The organism is Patiriisocius sp. 208BN25-11 (assembly GCF_058147145.1).
The window spans coordinates 72,608-94,343 of the sequence record NZ_JBYVJY010000008.1 but is presented as its reverse complement, the minus strand read 5'-3'; the positions used below and the strand labels follow the sequence as shown (position 1 = coordinate 94,343).

The following is a 21,736-nucleotide window of genomic DNA, read 5'->3' as shown; positions in this document are numbered from 1 at the left end:
TGCTATATTTAACACATGAAATTATTGTTAAAAAACATCAAAGAACTTCTGCAAATTAGACCGCAAGCAACCAGAAAAGTGAGCGGTGAAGCCATGAAAGAACTTCCCAGCTTAAAAAATGCTTGGTTGTTAATTGAAGACGATGTTATTCATAGCTTCGGAAATATGAGCGCCTTACCTAACATTAGTAGTATTGAAACTATGGATTGTTCGGGTAAAATTGTCTTGCCTTCTTGGTGCGATAGTCATACCCATTTGGTCTATGCTGGAAACAGAGAGCAAGAATTTGTAGATAGAATTAATGGTTTGAGTTATCAAGAAATTGCAGCCAATGGTGGGGGTATCGTGAACAGTGCAAAAAAATTACAAAACACCTCTGAAGCCGATTTATTTGCACAATCTGAAAAACGACTAAAAGAAGTCATTCAATTAGGCACAGGTGCTATCGAAATAAAGAGTGGCTACGGACTCACCACAGCAGCCGAACTCAAAATGCTTCGTGTGGCTAAAAAATTAGGGGAGACCTATAACATTTCTGTAAAAACCACCTTTTTAGGAGCCCATGCCATTCCGCCAGCATACAAACACAATAAAGACGGCTACCTCGATTTGGTATGCGGGGAGATGCTAGAAAAAATTTCCGAAGAAAAACTAGCCAACTATATCGACATCTTCTGCGAAGAAGGATATTTTTCTGTAGCAGATACCAACCGAGTTCTCGAAGCTGGAAAGAAACACGGACTTACACCAAAAACACATGTCAATCAATTTACTGCCATTGGTGGCGTAGCTGCCAGTGTTGCTCACGGAGCTTTGAGTGTAGACCATTTAGAAGTGCTTACTCGAGAAGATATTGATGCACTAAAAAACAGTGAGACCATGCCGGTTGCACTTCCCTCCTGCTCGTATTTTTTAAGCATCCCTTATACGCCTGGAAGACAACTCATAGAGGCTGGCCTGCCTTTAGCTTTAGCAACAGATTACAATCCAGGTTCAACCCCAAGCGGCAATATGAATTTTGTAGTAGCAACCGCCTGTATCAAAATGAAACTCACCCCCGAGGAAGCAATCAACGCAGCCACAATTAACGGTGCATACGCCATGGGACTAAGCAAAACACACGGCAGCATTACCCAAGGAAAAAAAGCAAACCTCATCATTACCAAAGACATTCCGAGTTACGGATATTTACCCTATGCTTTTGGAAGTAATTGTATTGATATAGTGATTTTGAATGGTGTTGTAGTGTGATGACGGGTGACCGATGACAGATGACAGATGACGGATGTTGAATGTCAAATGTCGAATTTTGAATTTTGAATTTTGAATTTTGAATGAAATAATAACATAAAAAACTTGATCACAATTAACGATTAACGATTAACGATTAACGAATTTAAAAAAACTTTGATTCTTTGCATCTTTGACCCTTTGACCCTTTGCATCTTTGAACCTTTGAACCTTTAAAACAAAAACCATGTCCATCATTTTTTACTCTAGAGAAGACTTAAAAAAACACACCTCTTGGCGTTGGGGTGAAGAAAAGTTTGGCGATGCGGTGGGCGTTGTTGCTTCTTGGGAAGCGCTGCAAAAAAGTGATGCCACATACGCAATCCTAGGCATTCCTGAAGATGTAGGGGTGCGCGCCAATCAAGGCAGACCAGGTGCTGCCAAAGCCTGGAATAGTTGTTTAAGTGCCTTGTGCAACATTCAAGCAAATGCGCATACCAACCCAAGTAACAGTATTATTCTTGGTGAAATTGACTGCAAGAGCCAACAAGAAAATGCCAACGCATTGGACACAGAAGACCCTTTTTATCCAACCAAAATTGGAAGTCTTGTCAAGGAAATTGACGACATGGTAAGTGAGGTAATTGCTCAAATTGTGTTAGCAGACAAAATACCTGTCATTGTAGGTGGTGGTCATAACAATAGCTTCGGAAATATAAAAGGTGTGGCTACTGCTTTAGATGCACCTATCAATTGCATCAACCTAGATGCCCATACCGATTTTAGACCTCTAGAACACAGACACAGTGGCAACGGGTTTAGTTATGCCATGGAAGAAGGACATCTCAATAAATACTATATGCTGGGACTCCACAGAAACTACACATCAGATGCTGTTTTTGAAAACATGTACAGCAAGAAAAATCAAATTGCCTATTCGCTTTTTGAAGAATATGTAAAAGGCACCTCTTTTTCTGAATTATTAGAAAAAGCAAAAAAGTTCTGTGCTACCAAACCTTTTGGATTAGAACTAGATATGGATGCTATTGTGGCTATGGGAAGTAGTGCTATAAGTCCGAGTGGCTTTACGCTTGGACAAGCAAGGCAGTACATCTCCTATTTTTCAAGATTAAAAAACTGTCAGTACATTCATATTTGTGAAGCAGCTCCCAAACATGAGTTACACCATAACCAGGTGGCCAAAGCCTTGAGTTATTTGGTGAGTGATGTGATTGCTACAAAATAAACTTAGATGTCTGTTCGAGCACTCTCGAAGTTTCGGGAGAGAACTACAACTCACTGATAATCAATATAGGTTTCGACTGCGCTCAACCAGACACTTTGTATACGATTTAAAATAATCTCTTAATATTTCCAATGCAAGTATACTAAGCAGTAACTGTATACATTTTTTCGCGTTGTTCTTTAATTTTTGGGTCGTTCATGTACTCATCAAAGGTCATGTAACGATCAATCACACCATTAGGCGTTAACTCTACCACTCTATTACCCACAGTTTGTGCAAATTCATGATCATGTGTGGTGAGCAATACAGTTCCTTTAAAGTTTTTTAAAGAATTATTAAAAGCTGTAATCGATTCTAGATCTAAGTGGTTAGTAGGCTCGTCAAGCATTAACACATTGGCACGCATCATCATCATTCTACTTAACATACAACGTACTTTTTCTCCTCCAGAGAGCACGTTACATTTTTTTAGGGCTTCTTCTCCACTAAAGATCATTTTTCCTAAAAACCCTCTAATGTGAACTTCTTCTCTTTCTTCTTCGGTTTTTGCCCATTGGCGCAACCAATCTACCAAGTTCATATCGGTGCTTTCAAAGAAAGCATGGTTATCTAATGGCAAGTAACTTTGGTTTGTAGTGACCCCCCATTGATACTCCCCACCATCTGCTTTACTATTTCCATTAATGATTTGGTAAAAAGCTGTGGTAGCTCTAGAGTCTTTAGAATAAATTACAATCTTATCGCCTTTTGCAAGATTTAAGTGTATGTCTTTAAACAACAATTCCCCATCTAGGGAAGCAGACAGGTTTTCTATATTTAAAATTTGATCTCCTGCTTCACGCTCTCTATCAAAAATAATAGCTGGGTAGCGACGGCTAGAAGGCTTGATATCTGCTACATTTAATTTGTCTATCATTTTCTTTCTACTGGTAGCTTGTTTTGATTTTGCTACGTTAGCAGAAAAACGACGAATAAATTCTTCTAACTCTTTTTTCTTATCCTCGGCCTTTTTGTTTTGCTGCGCACGTTGTCGCGCTGCAAGTTGGCTACTTTCATACCAGAAGGTATAGTTTCCGCTAAAGTGGTTTATTTTTCCGAAATCAATATCACTAATATGCGTACAAACGGCATCCAGAAAGTGACGGTCATGCGATACTACAATCACACAGGCATCGTAATTAGCTAAGAAATGTTCTAACCAAGAAATGGTTTCATAATCCAAGTCGTTTGTTGGCTCATCCATGATCAATACGTCTGGACTTCCAAACAGGGCTTGTGCTAATAAAACACGTACTTTTTGTTTTCCATCAATATCTCCCATCAAACTATAGTGAAGACTTTCGTCAATCCCTAAGTTAGATAACAAAGCCGCAGCATTGCTATCGGCGTTCCAGCCATCCATTTCTTCAAAGACTACTTGTAGCTCTCCAATTTTCTCTGCGTTCTCATCGGTGTAATCGGCATACAATGCATCGATTTCACTTTTAATTTTGAACAGACTTTTATTTCCACGTACTACAGTTTCTAACACAGGAAACTCATCATAAGCATTGTGGTTTTGTTCTAGCACAGACATACGCTTACCAGATTCTAGGTGCACATGACCCGAAGTAGGTTCTTGTTTTCCAGAAATGATTTTAAGGAACGTTGATTTACCAGCACCGTTGGCACCAATAATTCCGTAACAGTTTCCTGCTACAAATTTTGTGTTTACTTCATCAAAAAGTACTCTTTTGCCAAATTGCACTGAAAGATTAGATACTGAAAGCATGTGTTATGAGGTATTAAAATTTTCGGCAAAAGTAGCTAATAATAGCCTATCAAAGAAAGATTCGTCTTTTTTAATTTGTTTTAACGGCATATTAACAATATGACGTATAACAGAGGTCTATATTTGCCCAATTAAGTCGACAAATTTTGAGCAAGTATCTACTATATTTATTAGCATGCAGTTGTCTTTTTTCTTGTAAAAACAAAGAAAAAGAGGGCCTTACTACATACATAGGTGGACAAATCATAAATCCGAAAATGGATTATGTGCTTCTTACACATCATGACAAAAGACACGACACCATTTCACTAAACAAATTTGGAGGTTTTGAATTTCAGTGTGAAAGTCTACAAACAAACCTCTACCTCATTCGACATCGTGAACTTCAATACATGTTTGTAGAACCCGGAGATAGTATTATGCTTCGTTTAAACACGGTAGATTTTGATGAATCTTTAGCCTTTAGTGGTCGTGGTGCAGAAAAGAATAATTTCTTAATGTACTTATTTCTACGTAACGAAGAAGAAGACAAAAAACTACCTGAGCAGTACAAGTTGTCACCCGCTGTATTTGAAGAAGAAATCTCACATTCTAGAGAGACCTTACATTCTGAATTGAATGATTTTATAGCATCTGAAAATCCGAGTGAGACGTTCATTACTATTGCCAAGTCAAATATTGATTACAATTATTATTCAAAAAAAGAATTGTATCTCGCAACAAAACAAGCTGCAAAAGATACAGTCTCACTAACCTTTCCTAGAGATTTTTTTACCTATAGAGATAGTATCGATATAAACAACGCACTCTTAAAAAATTATTACATCTACTATCAATTTTTGAATAGGTATTTAGACAACCTAGCTTACGACGCGTATAGAGATGAGCAAGCATATGACAAACAATCATATATACACCAAAAAGAAAAACTAGCCATTATTGACAAATGGATTACCAACGACCAACTTCATGACAATTTATTACACACCAATGTAAGACGTTATTTAGTTCTCGCTGATGACAAGAAAAAAGAAAAAGAATTAGTTGCGCTATTCAAAACATTAGATCATAATGAATCTCATCAAAAAGATATAGACACCTACGCGAAAAACACAGCAAAAATTAACGCTGGAAATATGATACCTAATGTAGAGCTTGTTGCTGCAAACCATAACACAGTATCACTACAAAAGATAACCAAATCAAAATCTGTATTCTTCTTCTGGACCAGAGAATCTATAAAGCACTACAAAGAAATCCATGTACGCGTAGCTGAACTCAAAAGCAAATATCCAGAATACGAATTTATTGGTATTAATATGGATGAAGACTATGTAGCATGGAAACAAGCAGTAGTTAGTTCTGGATACAATCAAGCAAATGAATATCAGTTTAAAGATGCTGCTTCTGCTAAGAATGCCTTATTTATTAATTCTGCTAACAAAGCAATGATTGTAGATAAAGGAGGAATCATCCTTGAAGGAAATTCTAACCTTTTCAATCAAAATTTTGAATCCCTATTACTGGGATACCTCAACAAAAAATAAGTTTTTAATTGCCTTTATTATAATCTTCTAAAAACTTAGCAAGACCTATATCTGTAAGTGGGTGTTTCAACAAGCCTTCTATAGAAGATAAAGGACCTGTCATTACATCTGAACCAATTTTAGCACACTCTAACACATGCATGGTATGGCGTACAGAAGCCGCTAGAATTTGTGTTTCAAATCCATAGTTATCGTAGATGTGTCTTATTTCAGCAATGAGATTGAGTCCGTCTGTTGAAATATCATCTAACCTTCCTATAAAAGGAGACACGTAGGTAGCTCCGGCTTTAGCAGCTAACAAAGCTTGTCCTGCAGAGAAAACCAAGGTGCAATTGGTGCGGATACCTCGATCACTAAAATATTTTATCGCTTTAACACCATCTTTAATCATAGGTATTTTCACTACAATTTGCTCATGCAATGCTGCAAGTGCTTCTCCTTCTTTAATCATGCCCTCCACATCTGTGGCAATCACTTCAGCAGACACATCTCCATCTACGAGTCCACAAATAGCAACATAATGTTTTAAAATATTATCATGACCAGTGATGCCTTCTTTAGCCATTAATGAAGGGTTAGTTGTAACACCATCTAAAACTCCTAAACTTTGAGCTTCTTTAATTTGTTCTAGGTTGGCTGTATCGATAAAAAATTTCATAGTAGTATATTAGATATGGTAAAAATACAGAAGAAAAAAAGAGTAGTATAGAAATTGTAAAAAAAAGCCGCTTCACAAATGAAGTGGCAGGATCATCAAAAAGGGTATACTATGAATTAGTGAATTTATAGTAGTCTATAATTGATAATGTGTCAAAATGTTAGGTTTTTGTTGAAAAATGCTAATATGCACTTTTTAAACATTTTAAAAAAAATCTTATTTATCGCACCAATTTCTTGTATTTAATTCGTTTTGGCATCAAATCACCGCCCAATCGTTTTTTCTTGTTTTCTTCGTACTCACTGAAACCACCTTCAAAGAAATACACTTGGCTATCACCTTCGAAAGCAAGGATATGTGTACAAATTCTATCTAAAAACCAACGGTCGTGACTAATCACTACAGCACAGCCTGCAAAGTTCTCAAGACCTTCTTCTAAGGCCCTTAATGTATTTACATCTAAATCGTTGGTAGGCTCATCTAGTAATAGCACATTCCCTTCTTCTTTTAGGGTCATTGCGAGATGCAAACGGTTACGCTCCCCACCCGAGAGTAAAGAAACCTTTTTATTTTGTTCGCTTCCACTAAAGTTAAAACGACTTAAATAAGCTCTAGAATTAACTTCTTTACCTCCCATCATCACTAAATCTTGCTCATCACTAAAGTTTTGCCAGATGGTTTTATCGGGGTCAATATTAGAGTGCGCTTGATCTACATACGATACTTTTGCGGTTTCACCCGTTGTAAAAGCACCTTTGTCTGGAGTTTCTTCTCCCATGATCATTCTAAAGATGGTTGTTTTACCTGCACCATTTGGTCCAATAACACCTACAATACCTGCTTGTGGGAGACTAAAATTTAAATCTTCATAGAGTAATTTATCTCCGTATGCTTTACTCACACCCGTAGCTTCTATTACATTGGTTCCAAGACGTGGCCCGTTAGGAATATAAATCTCCAGTTTCTCATCCAATTGTTTTTGGTCCTGGCTCATTAATTTATCGTAGTTCTTCAAACGCGCTTTTTGCTTTGTTTGTCTTCCTTTTGCACCCTGACGCACCCATTCTAGTTCACGCTCTAAGGTCTTTTGACGCTTGCTAGCTGTTTTACTTTCTTGCGCCATACGCTTTGATTTTTGATCTAACCAAGAAGAGTAGTTTCCTTTCCATGGAATACCCTCTCCTCTATCGAGTTCTAGAATCCAACCCGCTACATTATCTAAGAAGTATCGATCATGCGTTACAGCAATCACAGTTCCTTTGTATTGCGCTAAGTGATGCTCTAACCAATGTACACTTTCTGCATCCAAATGGTTGGTTGGCTCATCGAGTAATAATACATCTGGCTCTTGTAATAATAATCTGCACAAAGCAACACGCCTGCGCTCTCCACCAGAAAGTACTCCTATTTTTTTATCGCTATCTGGAGTACGTAAAGCATCCATAGCAATTTCTAGTTTCGTTTCTAACTCCCAAGCATTGCTTGCATCTATTTGATCTTGTAGTACTGCTTGTCGCGCCATCAACTTTTCCATCTTATCGGCATCGCTATAGACTTCTTCTAGACCAAATTGATCATTAATACTGTTGTATTCATCAAGAATAGCAACCGTCTCTGCAGCGCCTTCTTTAACGACATCTAATACTGTTTTCTCAGGATCTAATTGAGGATCTTGCTCTAAATACCCAACAGAATAACCCGGAGCAAATACCACATCACCTTGGTAGTTTTTATCGACACCAGCTATAATTTTTAGTAAGGTAGATTTACCACTACCATTCAATCCTAGAATACCAATTTTAGCACCGTAAAAGAAACTTAAGTAAATATTTTTAAGCACAGGTGTTTGTGCGTTCTGGAAACTTTTAGTTAATCCAGACATCGAAAAGATGACCTTTTTATCGTCCGACATTTTTGATAATTAATTAGTTAATTAAAATTTTAAATTGTGACCATTCAAGGATATTGATTTTTAAATTTTTTACCCTTACCCTAAAGGGAAATTTAAAAAATCTTTATTTCATCCTTTAGGACTGAGGAAAAAAAATAAAGTTTTTTTACCCAAATAAGTCATTACATTCTTCCCTTTAGGGCATTAAATACCCAAGCAATGGCAAAAAAGCCAATTCCAACAGCGGCAAATCCCCAACCCGCAACATCATCATATCTAAATGCACCAAGGCTTATGAGCGATAGTCCAACAATAATCATAATTAAAGTGGCATATCCTAATACTGTATTTTTATTCATCATAGGTAATCGTATTAATCTGTTTATGCTTTAAAACAGTTCTTTTTAGGTTTATTAGTGTCACTATCTCTGTAAAGATTTCTGAAATTTTAAAATTTCTAGAATTTTGCAGCCAATACAATGACTAGCAAACCTTTACTACAGAAAACCTATTTTTGGCTTACTAATATTTCAGCTAAAAAGACATTCGTTATTGAGGAGTGATATGGCAAATATCGTGAATTAAAAATAGTTTTGCCATATTGATAATAGCATAGTTTCGTATTTTTACAGATATAAATAAACACTATGGACCTTAACTTCAATAAAAACGAAGATCATAATAAATTACTTCTTTCAGATTTACGCAAACGCTTCACCAAAGTAAAATTGGGTGGCGGACAAAAACGTATCGATAAGCACCATGCAAAAGGCAAAATGACCGCAAGAGAGCGTATCGATTTCTTATTAGACGACAAAAAGAAATCAATAGAAATTGCAGCTTTTGCTGGTGATGGCATGTATGAAGAACATGGAGGCTGCCCAAGTGGTGGTGTGGTTGTTAAAATTGGTTATGTACAAGGAACACAATGTATTGTTGTTGCTAATGATGCCACAGTAAAAGCAGGTGCTTGGTTTCCGATCACAGGAAAGAAAAACCTACGCGCGCAAGAAATCGCTATTGAAAACAGACTTCCAATTATTTACTTAGTAGATAGCGCTGGTGTGTATTTACCAATGCAGGATGAAATTTTTCCCGACAAAGAGCACTTCGGACGAATTTTTAGAAATAACGCCGTAATGAGCAGTATGGGAATTACTCAAATTGCTGCTGTTATGGGAAGCTGTGTTGCTGGTGGTGCCTACCTACCAATTATGAGTGATGAAGCTTTAATAGTAGACAAAACAGGAAGTATTTTCCTTGCAGGAAGTTATTTGGTAAAAGCTGCCATTGGAGAAACTATCGACAATGAAACGTTAGGCGGTGCAACTACACACTGCGAAATAAGTGGTGTAACAGATTACAAAGCGACAAACGATAAAGATGCACTTACTAAAATTAAAAACATAGTCTCTAAAATTGGTGATTATGATAAGGCCGGATACAATAGAGACAAACCATTAAAACCAAAAAAGGATCCAAAAGACATCTATGGTATTCTGCCTAAATCTAGAGCAGACCAATACGATATGCGAGAAATCATCGCTAGATTGGTAGACGATAGTGATTTTGAAGAATACAAAGAGGGCTACGGGCAAACCCTTTTAACTGGCTATGCTCGCATTGATGGATGGGCAGTTGGTATTGTTGCTAATCAACGTACCCTCGTTAAAACTAAAAAAGGCGAAATGCAATTTGGTGGTGTTATTTATAGCGATAGCGCCGATAAAGCCACTCGTTTTATTGCCAACTGTAACCAAAAGAAAATACCTCTAGTCTTTTTACAAGATGTAACCGGCTTTATGGTAGGAAGTAAAAGTGAACACGGCGGTATTATTAAAGATGGTGCCAAAATGGTAAATGCTGTGAGTAATAGCGTAGTACCAAAATTTACAATAGTCATTGGAAACAGCTACGGTGCAGGAAATTATGCCATGTGTGGAAAAGCATACGACCCAAGACTTATTGCTGCTTGGCCAAGTGCTAATTTGGCTGTAATGAGTGGAAACAGTGCTGCCAAAGTATTATTACAAATAGAAACAGCCTCGCTCAAAAAACAAGGCAAAGAGATTACACCCGAAGTAGAAAAAGAATTGTATGATACCATTAAGGCTAGATATGACAACCAAATCTCGCCATATTATGCAGCCTCTCGTATTTGGACAGACGGCGTTATTGACCCGCTAGATACCAGAACATGGATATCTATGGGTATCGAAGCCGCAAATCATGCTCCTATTGAGAAACCCTTTAATTTGGGAGTGATACAGGTTTAAGGTTTTGAGTTTTGAGTTTTGAGTTTTGAGTTTTGAGTTTTGAGTGAAATTAAATTATTCTGGAACATTTAAACTCATAAACATTAGGTATTAGTTGAAAATAATAGAAAAACATTACCCCGAACCTAAAGGGTGGTTTTTCTAGAGCAAGTTAATTTTCACCCCTTTAGGGCTGGGGTAATGAAAATTAAGAAAAACAAAAATCACAATCTAAAATTTAAAAAATGGATCATGGACATTTGAATAATAAACCTAAAGCAGCTCATAAAAACCTCAACAATAAACAAAATTAAAAACCCAGCATCGAAAGAACCTCTAATCAAAAAAACTACCTATATCTCCTACTACTCATCCTAGCAGGTGAAGCTGTTTTTATATTACCATTTGTATTAACGCGTGTCTTTAGGTCTACGGTATTAGAGGTCTTTAACCTCAGCAATATTGAATTAGGTGAAGCGCAAGCTATGTATGGTATTGTTGCTGTATTTGCTTATCTTTTAGGAGGTCCTTTAGCAGATCGTTTTCAACCCAGAAAACTAATTGCTTTATCGTTATGGACCACTGCACTCGGTGGAATTGTATATAGTACCTATCCATCCCAGTTTGTTTTAAAAATACTCTATGGATATTGGGGATTCACTACCATATTTCTATTTTGGGCTGCTATGATTAAAGCAGCGCGTGTTTGGGGAGGAGCTACTTCACAAGGTAAAGCATTTGGCTTTTTGGATGGTGGGCGAGGTCTAGTAGGCGCGCTATTTGGACTTCTGGGTGTCCTCATTTTTTCACTATTTATTACGGGAGCCATTGAAACCATTGATTTTACAGAGCGTAAAGAGGCCTTTCGATATGTTGTTTTGGTTTCTTCGGGGATTGTTTTTTTAGTTGGAATTTTGGCTTGGTTCTTTCTCAAAACAAAAGAAGATACCACTGCTATTATTTTAATAAGAATTACAACAAAGGATATTAGTAGTGTACTAAAAATACCTGCAGTTTGGTTATTAATGATTATTATTCTGTGCGCCTATGTGGGTTACAAAACCACAGGGGTCTTTTCTCAATACGCAAAAGAAATTATGTTGTTTGACGAAGTCCAATCTGCAAAAGTGGGGACTTTTTTATTATTTATTCGCCCCATAGTTGGAGTCGTCATTGGCTTTCTAGCCGATAAAAGTCGTGTTACTTTTTGGTTAGTAATAAGCTTTGTTTTAAGTACCATTGGAGCACTTTTATTTGCTTCGGGAACCATGCAACCAGATGCAACCTCTTTGTTCTTCCTATCTATTTTAATTACTGCGACGGGTATTTATGCAGCTAGATCCTTATACTTTGCAGCCATGCAAGAAGGGAACATTCCGTTAACACTCACAGGAACTGCCGTGGGATTAATTTCACTTGTTGGATACACACCAGATATTTTTGCAAGTCTCAGCATAGGCTATCTGTTGGATGGAACCAAAGGAATTGAAGGCCATCAAAACGTATTTTGGATGCTCACAGCTTTCTCTATTGTTGGTGGTATTGCCGCAATCGTGTTGTATAAAATTTCAGAAAAAAACATTACCACGTAACAGCCTTAATAGCTTCCTGTCTTCCGTTGACATATCGAAATTTGGAAGCCCCCCAAAAGCCAGCCTCTTCTAACATAATACGAATATCTTTTTTCCATTCAGGAATGGTCACCGTAGTATTTAACTCAATAGCATACACCGTGTTTTCATGCAACGGGTAATCGCCATTTACCGGCACTCCGCCTTGACTATCCCACATGCCTAACGTTGTTCCCGAACTATGCCCATAAGTTCCCAATGGGTGCGTATAAATTGACGGTCTCAAGCCTTCTGCTTTTCCGTCTCGTAAAGACATTGCTAACACTTCATTACCAGTGCGACCTGTTTTAAAATTACTTGTAAAAATATCTTGCACCCTATTTCCTTTTGCAAAGGCTTCTTGCAAGAAATTAGGTACTTCTGTTTCACCTTCTTTTAAGACATAGGCATGTTGCTGACAATCGGTATTAAGCGTTACGTAAGTAATCCCGAAATCGCAGTGCAACAAATCTCCTGGAATAATTACTTTCTCTTTCTCACCTTTAGAAAAAGAATAAATATGACTCTTTAATTCCTCATTATTACGTTGTACATCAATCGTTGGATGAAACCATGTTTCTAGCCCTAGATCGGTTACTTTTTGGCGCATCCACCATACCACATCGTCTGTGGTAGTTTTCCCTGGTTTAATTACCTTACTTGAAAATGCCTCATCAATGATATCATGGGTAACTTCTACAAGGGTATTGTATAATTCCATTTCTTTGGGCGTTCTGGTTTCTATCCAACCAATCGCAAGTTTTTCTGCGGAAATTACCTTCGCATCAAGATCGTTAGGTAAGGCATTCATGAGTTCTTCATAGTCTGTTTTTACGAGTCCGTCGGCGATGTTAAAATGACTAGACATGTTTACCCCTATGGTTCCCGGATTGCGTTCTTGTATAATTTCTACAAGTCTTGCCCACTGGTCTGGTTGCTTTTCTTTGTCCCATGCAGAGGTAATGTTTTCTCCTACATCATAACGTGCAACTGCTAAACGCTCTACTGTACTGGTAGCCTTATCTCTGCTAAAAACTAAAATAGTTCTTCTGCGTGCGTTGAGCCATTTGGCAGGTAACATGGTTCGCATGACTGGATCTTCGTTATATTCTCTCGCAATGACCAACCACATATCGATACCCGTGTCTTCCATAAGTTTTGGAAGTACATTTTCGAACCTATCTTTTAAAATTTCATCTCTTAAGGTAGCGCGATCTCTTTCACTAAGAATTTGTGCAGTGAGGTTACTACTCGAAAAAAACAGAATAAAAAGTAGCAATGGTATTTTAATTCCTTTTATCATATCTTTATGTATTATGCGAATTCTCATTTTTATATTTTTTGTTGTTATTGGATGTTCATCATCAACAGGTGAAATACTACCCATTATTGAAATTAATAACGACCAAGATACCCATCAAAATGATTCTCCTAACAATATCGTAAACATTTTGTTTTTTGGCAACAGTCTAACGTTTTTTAATGAAGGAATTGACACGCATGTGCAGTCATTTTATGATCAGGGAAACCAAAATGTAACAGCAAATTCTTTACGAGTTGCTTTTCCTAACTATACATTGAATGATCATTTAAATAATGACCAATCTATGTCAACATTACAAAGTGAGGATTGGGATTATATTATTTTACAAGAAAATGGAGTTTTGGCTACTACCAATCCAACCGAAATGTTAGCGTCTATTGCGACTTTTAAAACATTAATAAATACTTCAAACACTCGCGTATTTCTTTTTCTTACTTGGGCATACGAAGGCATGCCAGAAATGACAAAACAATTGCTGGAAGTATACACCCAAGCTGCAGAGGAAAACAATTTTACAATGGTACCCGTTGGTCTTGGTTGGCGCGACTTTTATACTTTAAATAGCGATATCGACTTATTAAGTCTTGATGGCGTGCACCCCAGTAAATCTGGTACTTTTTATAGCGCCTGTATGTTTTTTAGCGTTCTATCTAATCAATTTATAGAAAACAATAGCTATCAGTATGATTTGACACAAGAAAATGCCGATTTCATCAAAAGCCATGTTACAGCATCACTTTCATTATATTATTAAAAAATTCGACAAACAAAGCTACTTTCATAGCTAGGTTTGCCGAATTTAAAACAACTAAACAAAAACTTACAATACTGCAATACGATCAATCATTTGTATATCATCAGATTTTGATAGCCGTATCACTTTCACTTTTTTGGTTTGATTTTTCGCACCATAATTTTGAAAGGTAGTGATCTTCATAAATGTTGGGTTCTCAATTTTTTGGTAGCGATCATCAAAATAATCGACCTTCACATAATAAGAACCTTTGGTAGCTTTTTCTTGAGTATATTCTTCGGGTCCAAAACCTTCTGTCATATCCTCTGAAATTTTACCGCCCGTGCTTGTTGTTGAGGCACCATAAAAACAAGTCTCTAAATTAGGATCAATAATATGTAAATCTATATCGGTGTCATTGTGATTCCAATCAATTACTACACGCACATCGAGTTCCTTTTTTTGGAATACTTTTAATGGCAAGGTCATGTCAGACACCCTCATTTGGTTTACCTGTATGAGATTACGAATTTCGTTGGTGGTAATGGCTACCATGCCTTCAAAATCTCTTCGTTGAGTTCCATCAATTAATGAATTATTGGCAATCTTTGTCAATAAATCTAACGCCTCTTGAACCGCTCCTATTTCCGCTAAAGCTAGAGCCAAATCACGATATGATTGCGTATCCTCGGTTCTCAACTTTAAAACTTGTCGATACACAAATACTGCCTGCTCATAATCACCTTTCTCCTCTAACTTATACGCCAACACTTTAAGCAACTCATAGTTATCTTGATCTATCTCTGCAATATTTGAAAGAATTCTATTGGCGAACTCTTTGTTTTTATCCTTCATAAAATCGTATACATCTACAAAATAGGCAGGATGATCTATAAACGCTTCTCGTTGCGACAAATAAGCTTCATACAAATCTTCTATAGTCACCTCTTTTAGCTTAGAAATATAAGGTATCGTCCATTCTTTCTCATTCCATGTAGGTTCCCCTGCCAATTCAACTCTTTGCTTTTGTTGTTTGGCAATTTCTGCAGCTCTGTCTACAGCATAATTTCCTGTTTTTCCAGTATAGCCTGCTCCAGTTTTGGTTGTTATAATAACTACCCCATTTCTACCTTGCTGACCGTACAATACCGAAGCGCTTAAACCTTTTAATATTTTCACGCTAGCTACATTATTAGGATCTAAATCTAGAAAACGACTACTTGTTACCGAACTTCCTCCTATAAAATCTGTTTGTTGATTTGTACCTGAATCAAACGGAACACCATCGACGATAAACAAAGGAGTATTATCTCCATTTATAGAACTTCTACCACGAATTACAAAATTAGTTCCCGACCCGGTAGCACCGCTATTTCCAGTAATTTGAACTCCAGCCACTTTTCCATTTATGGATCTTACAATATCAGACTCTGGTTTGTTTTCAATTTCTTCTGTTTCAAGCGTTGTAACACTATAGCCAACAGACCTGCGCGCTCTGGTATCACCCCCATATCCAGTAATAACAACCTCATCAAGTGCTTCTCCTGCACTCATTCTCATGTTCACTCTTCCAGAACTTTGAATGGTAGTTTCTAAAGTATCGAAACCAACATAACTAAAAACCACATCCTGCCCTTGCTGAACAGCAATACTATAATTCCCATCAAAATCTGATTGCGTACCCGTTGTTGTGCCTTTAACAATAACATTAACTCCAGGTAGTGGTGATCCAGAAGCATCTGTTACGGTTCCAGAAATGGAAACAGTACCACCCAAGGTTCTTGGAGATGTTGCTGTGTCATCCTCAATTGTTCTTTCAGTTTCTGCAGCAACTGGATCCTCTAAAATCTCTTTTGGCTCCATAGTAGCGATTGCTACTTTAGTTTGTTCCTCTTTTTCTTTTTTAAGCCGCAAGTATTCTTTTAGCAATTCTTTTGGTGGTGTAATGTTGTAGGTCAAATAATCTCTTACTGTTTCTAATACGATGAGCGAAGTGTGGTTTGACACTAGATTGTATTGTTTTGCAACCTGTACTATTTCGCTTCTATTCTCATCGCTTTTTTGCTGTAAAAAATTAATATTTGCCTGTGCCCATAGTACTCCTAAATCTTTAAAAGCAGTTTCTTGTATAGGAACTTCAAGCGGTATACGTTGGGTAACTTTGTTTCCATAACCAAAAAGTAAGATGATTTTTTGCCCCGCATCAACTCCCTTAGCAGTAATTGAAATAGTAGTATACACAGGAGTATTTTTCTTTGGAAATAGCGAAGTAACTTCCGCATCACTTTCATACCCTAAAAAGAGTAAAGGTTGGGTAAATGTTTTAGTGACAGCATCTTCTATAGCTGTGTTTTGTAAGTTGATATACGCTGCACCGCTAGCATTAGAGACTACTTTATTTTGGTTATGATTTGCTTTTCTTTTACTATTAATAATATACGTAGGGTTATTTTCGCTTGCAAACTCTTTACTGTAGGTTGGCAATCCGTCTGTAAACAACAGTATTTCTGCGTTAGAATTCGTTTTTTCGAAAAGCCCTTTAAATGATGTTGCTCCATCATAGACTTGAGCTTCTAAAAATTGCTGAAGTCTTTTCCAATTACCATTTTTAATCTTGAAAATATCATTGGCCACAATAACATCACTAAAAGCAATGGCTTCAATTTCGATATTTTTAATCTTATTAAAATAAGCCTCTAAATACGCTATTTCCTTTTTTAAATCTCTATCCTTCATTGACAATGAAACATCCCAATACAAAATAGCATGCGCAGGGTTTTCTTTTTCAACACTAGTACTCTTTACGTTTTTATAGGCATATAAATACCCTTCATTTGTAAGTGTTTTTAGGTTTCCTGTTGTTGGAATTTCTACTAAAAAATCTACACTTGGAGTCATGTTTTTTTGAGAGGTTTGATAAACATAATCTGCTTCTGTTTTTACAAAACGAGCTCCTTTGCTTTTACCTTTAAGAATCCTAGGCGGTATCTCTTGATTAAATACCCGAACCGAAAGACTATAGGCTTCTAATTGATTTTTAAATGCCAAAGGAATTTTTAATTGAAGTGCTTCTTGTGCAGATGATAGTTCTTCTTGATAGGCTAGTACAACACGTTTATATCCTTTAGCAGGAATTGGGTAAATTCTAGCCTTGTAAGTATTTCCTGTTCCCTTTTCTAATAAGGCAGGATCAACACGTCTTCTTACCACGGCTTCAAAAGCAATTCTTCCTTGCTCCTTTTCTACAACTACTGCTTCCCGTAATGACCCCATGACATCTAGCGCAAATCGTTTTACAGATTGATTTTCTCCTAACGGAAATATGAGTTCCCCTTCCAATACAGAAGTACCCGGATTGTAAAATTGCATATCAAATGTTGTGGTGGCTATGTTTCCAACCACAGTAACATCAACCGCAAGTTTGGTGACCCCTAGATTTTCTTTGTCCACTTTTATATGCGGAATTCGTTGCCCCCATGCTGTAGCACTGATGAACATAAAAACGATAACATGTAGAAACTTTTTCATAATAGATGGTTTTAAAAATTATAAAACAAACCTACAATCTCAAAGAAGCAAAAAATAACTCGAATGAGTGAACTCGTCCTATTGATTAGGCATCGTCACTTTTAGTTTAGCCTATAAATTTAAAAAGGAATTAAAAAAGTATGCTTCTATTCTATAGAAGTTGAATAGTATGGAAATTGTATCTTTAAGCCGTGAATATTAAAATTTCAGAAGCATATAAAAAATACCGTCAAGAGCTACTTGATATTGTTACAAACTTTGATACTAAGGGAGCTAACTTTATCGTTGGACAGCGTAATACCATAAAGCTTTTTACACTAGATGATCTTCAAATAAATAGTAAGCGTTTTAAAGTCCCTAACGTATTAAATAGAGTAGTCTATCGGTATTTCAGAAAATCGAAAGCACAACGTTCTTTTGAAAATGCCATGTATCTTCAAAGCAAAGGAATAGGAACGCCTTCACCCATTGCATATATAGAAAATTCGAAAGGATTTCTTCTAGGGCGCAGTTATTATCTATGCAAACATCTTAAAGTAGATTTAATGTATAAAGATCTTTTAGAAAACCCCGACTATCCAAAACGTGAAGAAATTTTAAGAGCATTTGTTCATTTTACGCACAAGCTGCATGAAAACCAAATTCTATTCAAAGACCACTCGCCAGGCAATACCTTAATACAAAAAAACGGAGATGATTTCTCGTTTTACTTGGTAGATCTCAACCGAATGAAATTTAAATCATTGTCACTAGAAGAACGCATCACAAATTTCACCAGGCTGACTCCCCATAAAGAAATGGTTGCTACAATGAGTGATGAGTATTCAAAAATAACAGGAGTTCCTTACGATGATATCTTCAACCTAATGTGGGGACTTACTGAAAAATTTCAGAAAAAATTTTATAGAAAAATTGCATTAAAAAATAAATACCTATTCTGGAGAAAGAAAAGGAATTGATTAGGAATCCTTTTCGTTTTTATGGAGCTCACGCAATTTTGAGTATTTTAAAAACGTAATGTTTGCCGTTTGATAGCAAATCACAAAACCATTAAAGCCATCTAAAAAACCTTTCCTTAAAAAATACGATTTAAAAAAGGCCCAAAAAGTATTCAATACAATTTTCCAAACAGGTGCTTTGCGTCCCATATCATAATAAGACTGAGCAGAAATAGATGAAAAATGATCTGTTTTTAAATTAAACTCCCGGTAGGTAGCGTAATTCCAATGCAATAAATCTCCTTTCAATTTTGCATTAGTAGCGCCCGGATTCATTTTATAACTATCATGCGGATTTATGCCTTTCCAGGTTCCCGTTCCTTTTTTGAAGAGTCGTAATTTTCTGTCAGGATACCAATTAGAGTGCTTTATCCATTGTCCGCAAAAATTATTAAATCGATTCACATAATACCCATCAAATGCAAGGTTCTCTTTCAATTTTAATAGGGTTTCGGCGAGCTCTGGAGACAGTGCTTCATCTCCATCAAGTGATAAAACATATTCGTGACTTGCTTGTGAAGCAGCAAAGTTTTTTTGTTCTATATATCCCAAAAAAGGTTGCTCAATAAATTTTACTTGGTAGCGACTACAAATCTCTTTGGTAGCATCTGTAGAAAGCGAATCGACCACTACTATTTCATCTACAACAGGTTGCAAAGATTCTAGACAACGCGCTATCTTTTTCTCTTCATTAAACGTAATAATTACTGCTGAAATTTTATGCATCCAAACACTTTAAAGTAAAATTGAAGTGTAAATATACCCTATTCACTGTATTTAAAATAAGATTTTAGGTGATAGAAGTACTTTCAACAATTTCACGAATGGCTATTGAAATCCTTGAATAATATTTTTTATGGCAGTTCGCTTGATCTTTCCTGTTTCGGTTAACGGAAACTTTGAAAGCGTATATACTTTTTTAGGAGTTTGATACGAAGGTAACGAAGAAAGTGCTCCCTTATATTGTGCCGCTTTTGACGGATCGTCTAATTCTAACACCAAGACAAGTTGTTCGCCTAATGCTTCATTTTCTAAGGAAGAAATAATAAAGGGAACCGTAATAGCTGCCATTAATTGTTCTTCTATTTTTTCTGGAAACAGCTTCACGCCGCCACTATTAATTACATTGTCATACCTTCCTAGCCAATCAAAACTCGTTGGACTTCTTAGATTAACAATATCATTTGTTACAATTTCTTGGTTACTTAGCTTAGGTGCGTTTATCACCAAACAATCCCTACTATCTTTAGAAAATGTAACATTTGGCAACGCACTATAAGTACTAGTTTTACCTGCACCATTTACACGACGTACCGCTACATGTGTAATAGTTTCTGTCATACCATAGGTTGCAAAAACCTCTGTGTTTTTAGATTGTAATTTAGACTCCAGATCGGGAGCAATGACACCACCACCAATGATCAATTTTTTTATTTTATCAAGTTCATCTAGTGTATGATATACTTGATAGGGCACCATTGCCGCAAAATCATACTTGTTATCGTATTGTGTAATAGCATCTTTTTCTGGAGCTACTACGTGTAAATCCCAACCCATTGTCAAGGCACGTACCAGCATCATTTTACCAGCAATGTATTTTGCCGACAAGCATAAGAGTGCCGTATTATCAGCGCCCATTTTAAAATATACGCCAGTAGCAAAAGCACTATTGACCATGTGTTCTTTTAGGATTTCTATTTTTTTAGGGTCCCCAGTAGAGCCCGAGGTTTTTACTTTTATATACGGTTTATCATTAAACCATTTCATAATAAAAGATGCAATCGCTCGCTCATAAGGAGCTCCCGTCTCTTTAAGTTTTTGAGCAAAGAGTACAATTTCTTCAGCGTCTTGAAACTGAAGTCCGTTAAATTTAAAAGAAGGATGTAAGGTTTGTGAGGGTTTCAAAAGTGGTTAATTTACGACATCTTATTTTGGTTTGTAGGTGTTATAAAAATTTGGGGGGACTTCAATATAGACTTAAATTATGAATCTTGCACAAGTAACGAATCATCTTCTTCTTTAGCAACAGTAGGTGGTGTCACTTTTCCGAAAAGCTTTTGAGACCATTGGGTCCACTTGTACTTTTTTGCAAAAACTAATAAAATAATAGGATATACTACTAAGACAGGAACTAAAATATCTACCAAAGAGGTGCCCGCTTCTTCTGCTGTATATTTAAAAACTGCATCGGTTTGTAGTGCAGACCACTCTGATGTTATGAGTGTAGCAGCTAGTAAATTATTCCCAAAATGAAACCCTAGTGCCAATTCTAATCCTTCATCCATTAAGGTCATGATACCCAACAACAAACCTGTGCCAATATAATAGACCATCATAATAAGCCCCATCTCAGCAACTTCTGGGTTGGCACTATGAAATACACCAAACAAAACAGAAGTAACAAGTAACGGGAACCACCTGTTCTTTACTAAAACACCTAAGTGTTGCATCATATACCCTCGAAATAAATACTCTTCAAGCCCTATTTGTAATGGAAATAATATAAGACTTACTAGCAGTAAAATCCCAAACTTTAAAGGATCAAATTGCAATTCAATTAAGGAGGGATCACTGTAATACGAAAGCGCAAAAGATGCCAATGTAATAAGTACAATAATTAAAAAAGCAAAAAAAACACGCCCCCAATCGATGCGAGCTCTAGAGGTTGTCAAAGACAAAATACTACGATCGTGTAGGTATTTCACCAATAAAAATAGGAGTCCGAGTAAAAAAGCAAAGGGTAACAAATTAACAGCCAACCAGAAGTTTTTGCTAGGTATCATTTCTAGTAATTTTTGTTGCTCTGCGGCAACATCAAGACCATCACTAAAAAAAAGAAAAAATATGAGGTTAAAAATAAAAAGCCCTGCGGTTAAAACAAAGGTTAGAATAAACATCCACGATTCGTTTTTACCTTTGTATGCTTGCTGAATATAATTCATAGG

The 21,736-nt window shown here is 36.5% G+C and carries 16 protein-coding genes; 7 read left to right on the top strand and 9 right to left on the bottom strand.

The window, feature by feature from the left end:
* The first annotated feature begins 15 nt into the window (after positions 1-15).
* Together hutI and ACY2RS_RS10695 are read left to right on the top strand one after the other, a co-directional pair.
* Positions 16-1,251, top strand: coding sequence for an imidazolonepropionase (hutI, locus tag ACY2RS_RS10700; RefSeq protein ID WP_490098646.1), 1,236 nt, complete (start codon positions 16-18; stop codon positions 1,249-1,251).
* A 226-nt stretch (positions 1,252-1,477) separates the two neighbouring features.
* A complete protein-coding gene (locus ACY2RS_RS10695) occupies positions 1,478-2,476 on the top strand; it encodes a formimidoylglutamase (RefSeq protein ID WP_490098645.1) in 999 nt (332 codons plus the stop codon).
* Between the two features lie 142 nt (positions 2,477-2,618).
* Here ACY2RS_RS10695 and ACY2RS_RS10690 read toward each other — a convergent pair whose 3' ends face one another.
* A complete protein-coding gene (locus ACY2RS_RS10690) occupies positions 2,619-4,247 on the bottom strand; it encodes an ABC-F family ATP-binding cassette domain-containing protein (RefSeq protein WP_490098644.1) in 1,629 nt (542 codons plus the stop codon).
* A 257-nt stretch (positions 4,248-4,504) separates the two neighbouring features.
* Here ACY2RS_RS10690 and ACY2RS_RS10685 point away from each other — a divergent pair, with 257 nt between their 5' ends.
* Positions 4,505-5,794 carry a TlpA family protein disulfide reductase gene (locus ACY2RS_RS10685; RefSeq protein WP_490098643.1) on the top strand — a complete coding sequence of 430 codons (1,290 nt, stop codon included), beginning with the start codon at positions 4,505-4,507 and terminating at the stop codon, positions 5,792-5,794.
* Between the two features lie 4 nt (positions 5,795-5,798).
* Here ACY2RS_RS10685 and fsa read toward each other — a convergent pair whose 3' ends face one another.
* The 3 genes from fsa to ACY2RS_RS10670 form a co-directional block, all read right to left on the bottom strand.
* Positions 5,799-6,452 (bottom strand): fructose-6-phosphate aldolase, encoded by a 654-nt coding sequence (gene fsa / locus ACY2RS_RS10680; RefSeq protein ID WP_490098642.1) that lies wholly within the window; start codon positions 6,450-6,452, stop codon positions 5,799-5,801.
* A 220-nt stretch (positions 6,453-6,672) separates the two neighbouring features.
* A complete protein-coding gene (gene ettA, locus ACY2RS_RS10675; protein ID WP_490098641.1) occupies positions 6,673-8,364 on the bottom strand; it encodes an energy-dependent translational throttle protein EttA in 1,692 nt (563 codons plus the stop codon).
* A 161-nt stretch (positions 8,365-8,525) separates the two neighbouring features.
* The gene (locus tag ACY2RS_RS10670; RefSeq protein WP_490098684.1) at positions 8,526-8,702 is read right to left on the bottom strand and encodes a CAL67264 family membrane protein; all 177 of its coding nucleotides are present in this window, start codon (positions 8,700-8,702) and stop codon (positions 8,526-8,528) included.
* Positions 8,703-8,990: 288 nt separating this feature from the next.
* On the opposite strand from ACY2RS_RS10670, the gene ACY2RS_RS10665 reads away from it, so the two are divergent.
* On the top strand, positions 8,991-10,619 hold the full coding sequence (locus ACY2RS_RS10665; protein ID WP_490098640.1) for an acyl-CoA carboxylase subunit beta: 1,629 nt from the start codon (positions 8,991-8,993) through the stop codon (positions 10,617-10,619).
* 302 nt (positions 10,620-10,921) lie between these two features.
* The gene (locus ACY2RS_RS10660; protein WP_490098683.1) at positions 10,922-12,190 is read left to right on the top strand and encodes an MFS transporter; all 1,269 of its coding nucleotides are present in this window, start codon (positions 10,922-10,924) and stop codon (positions 12,188-12,190) included.
* Here the strand turns inward: ACY2RS_RS10660 and ACY2RS_RS10655 are convergent.
* Positions 12,180-13,538 carry a M24 family metallopeptidase gene (locus ACY2RS_RS10655; RefSeq protein WP_490098639.1) on the bottom strand — a complete coding sequence of 453 codons (1,359 nt, stop codon included), beginning with the start codon at positions 13,536-13,538 and terminating at the stop codon, positions 12,180-12,182. The genes ACY2RS_RS10660 and ACY2RS_RS10655 overlap by 11 nt on opposite strands.
* On the opposite strand from ACY2RS_RS10655, the gene ACY2RS_RS10650 reads away from it, so the two are divergent.
* Entirely contained in the window at positions 13,525-14,286 is a 762-nt protein-coding gene (locus ACY2RS_RS10650) for a hypothetical protein (RefSeq protein WP_490098638.1), read from the top strand. The genes ACY2RS_RS10655 and ACY2RS_RS10650 overlap by 14 nt on opposite strands.
* A 66-nt stretch (positions 14,287-14,352) precedes the next feature.
* Here the strand turns inward: ACY2RS_RS10650 and ACY2RS_RS10645 are convergent, their stop codons facing one another.
* Positions 14,353-17,793, bottom strand: a complete 3,441-nt coding sequence (locus tag ACY2RS_RS10645; protein WP_490098637.1) for a DUF2135 domain-containing protein — start codon at positions 17,791-17,793, stop codon at positions 14,353-14,355.
* Positions 17,794-17,984: 191 nt separating this feature from the next.
* On the opposite strand from ACY2RS_RS10645, the gene ACY2RS_RS10640 reads away from it, so the two are divergent.
* Positions 17,985-18,752, top strand: coding sequence for a lipopolysaccharide kinase InaA family protein (locus tag ACY2RS_RS10640; protein WP_490098636.1), 768 nt, complete (start codon positions 17,985-17,987; stop codon positions 18,750-18,752).
* Here ACY2RS_RS10640 and ACY2RS_RS10635 read toward each other — a convergent pair whose 3' ends face one another.
* From ACY2RS_RS10635 to ACY2RS_RS10625, 3 genes are all read right to left on the bottom strand, one after another.
* On the bottom strand, positions 18,753-19,517 hold the full coding sequence (locus tag ACY2RS_RS10635; RefSeq protein WP_490098635.1) for a glycosyltransferase family 2 protein: 765 nt from the start codon (positions 19,515-19,517) through the stop codon (positions 18,753-18,755).
* 102 nt (positions 19,518-19,619) lie between these two features.
* A complete protein-coding gene (locus ACY2RS_RS10630) occupies positions 19,620-20,696 on the bottom strand; it encodes an AMP-binding protein (RefSeq protein ID WP_490098634.1) in 1,077 nt (358 codons plus the stop codon).
* A gap of 77 nt (positions 20,697-20,773) precedes the next feature.
* Positions 20,774-21,733, bottom strand: a complete 960-nt coding sequence (locus tag ACY2RS_RS10625; protein WP_490098633.1) for a CPBP family intramembrane glutamic endopeptidase — start codon at positions 21,731-21,733, stop codon at positions 20,774-20,776.
* Between the last annotated feature and the right edge of the window lie 3 nt (positions 21,734-21,736).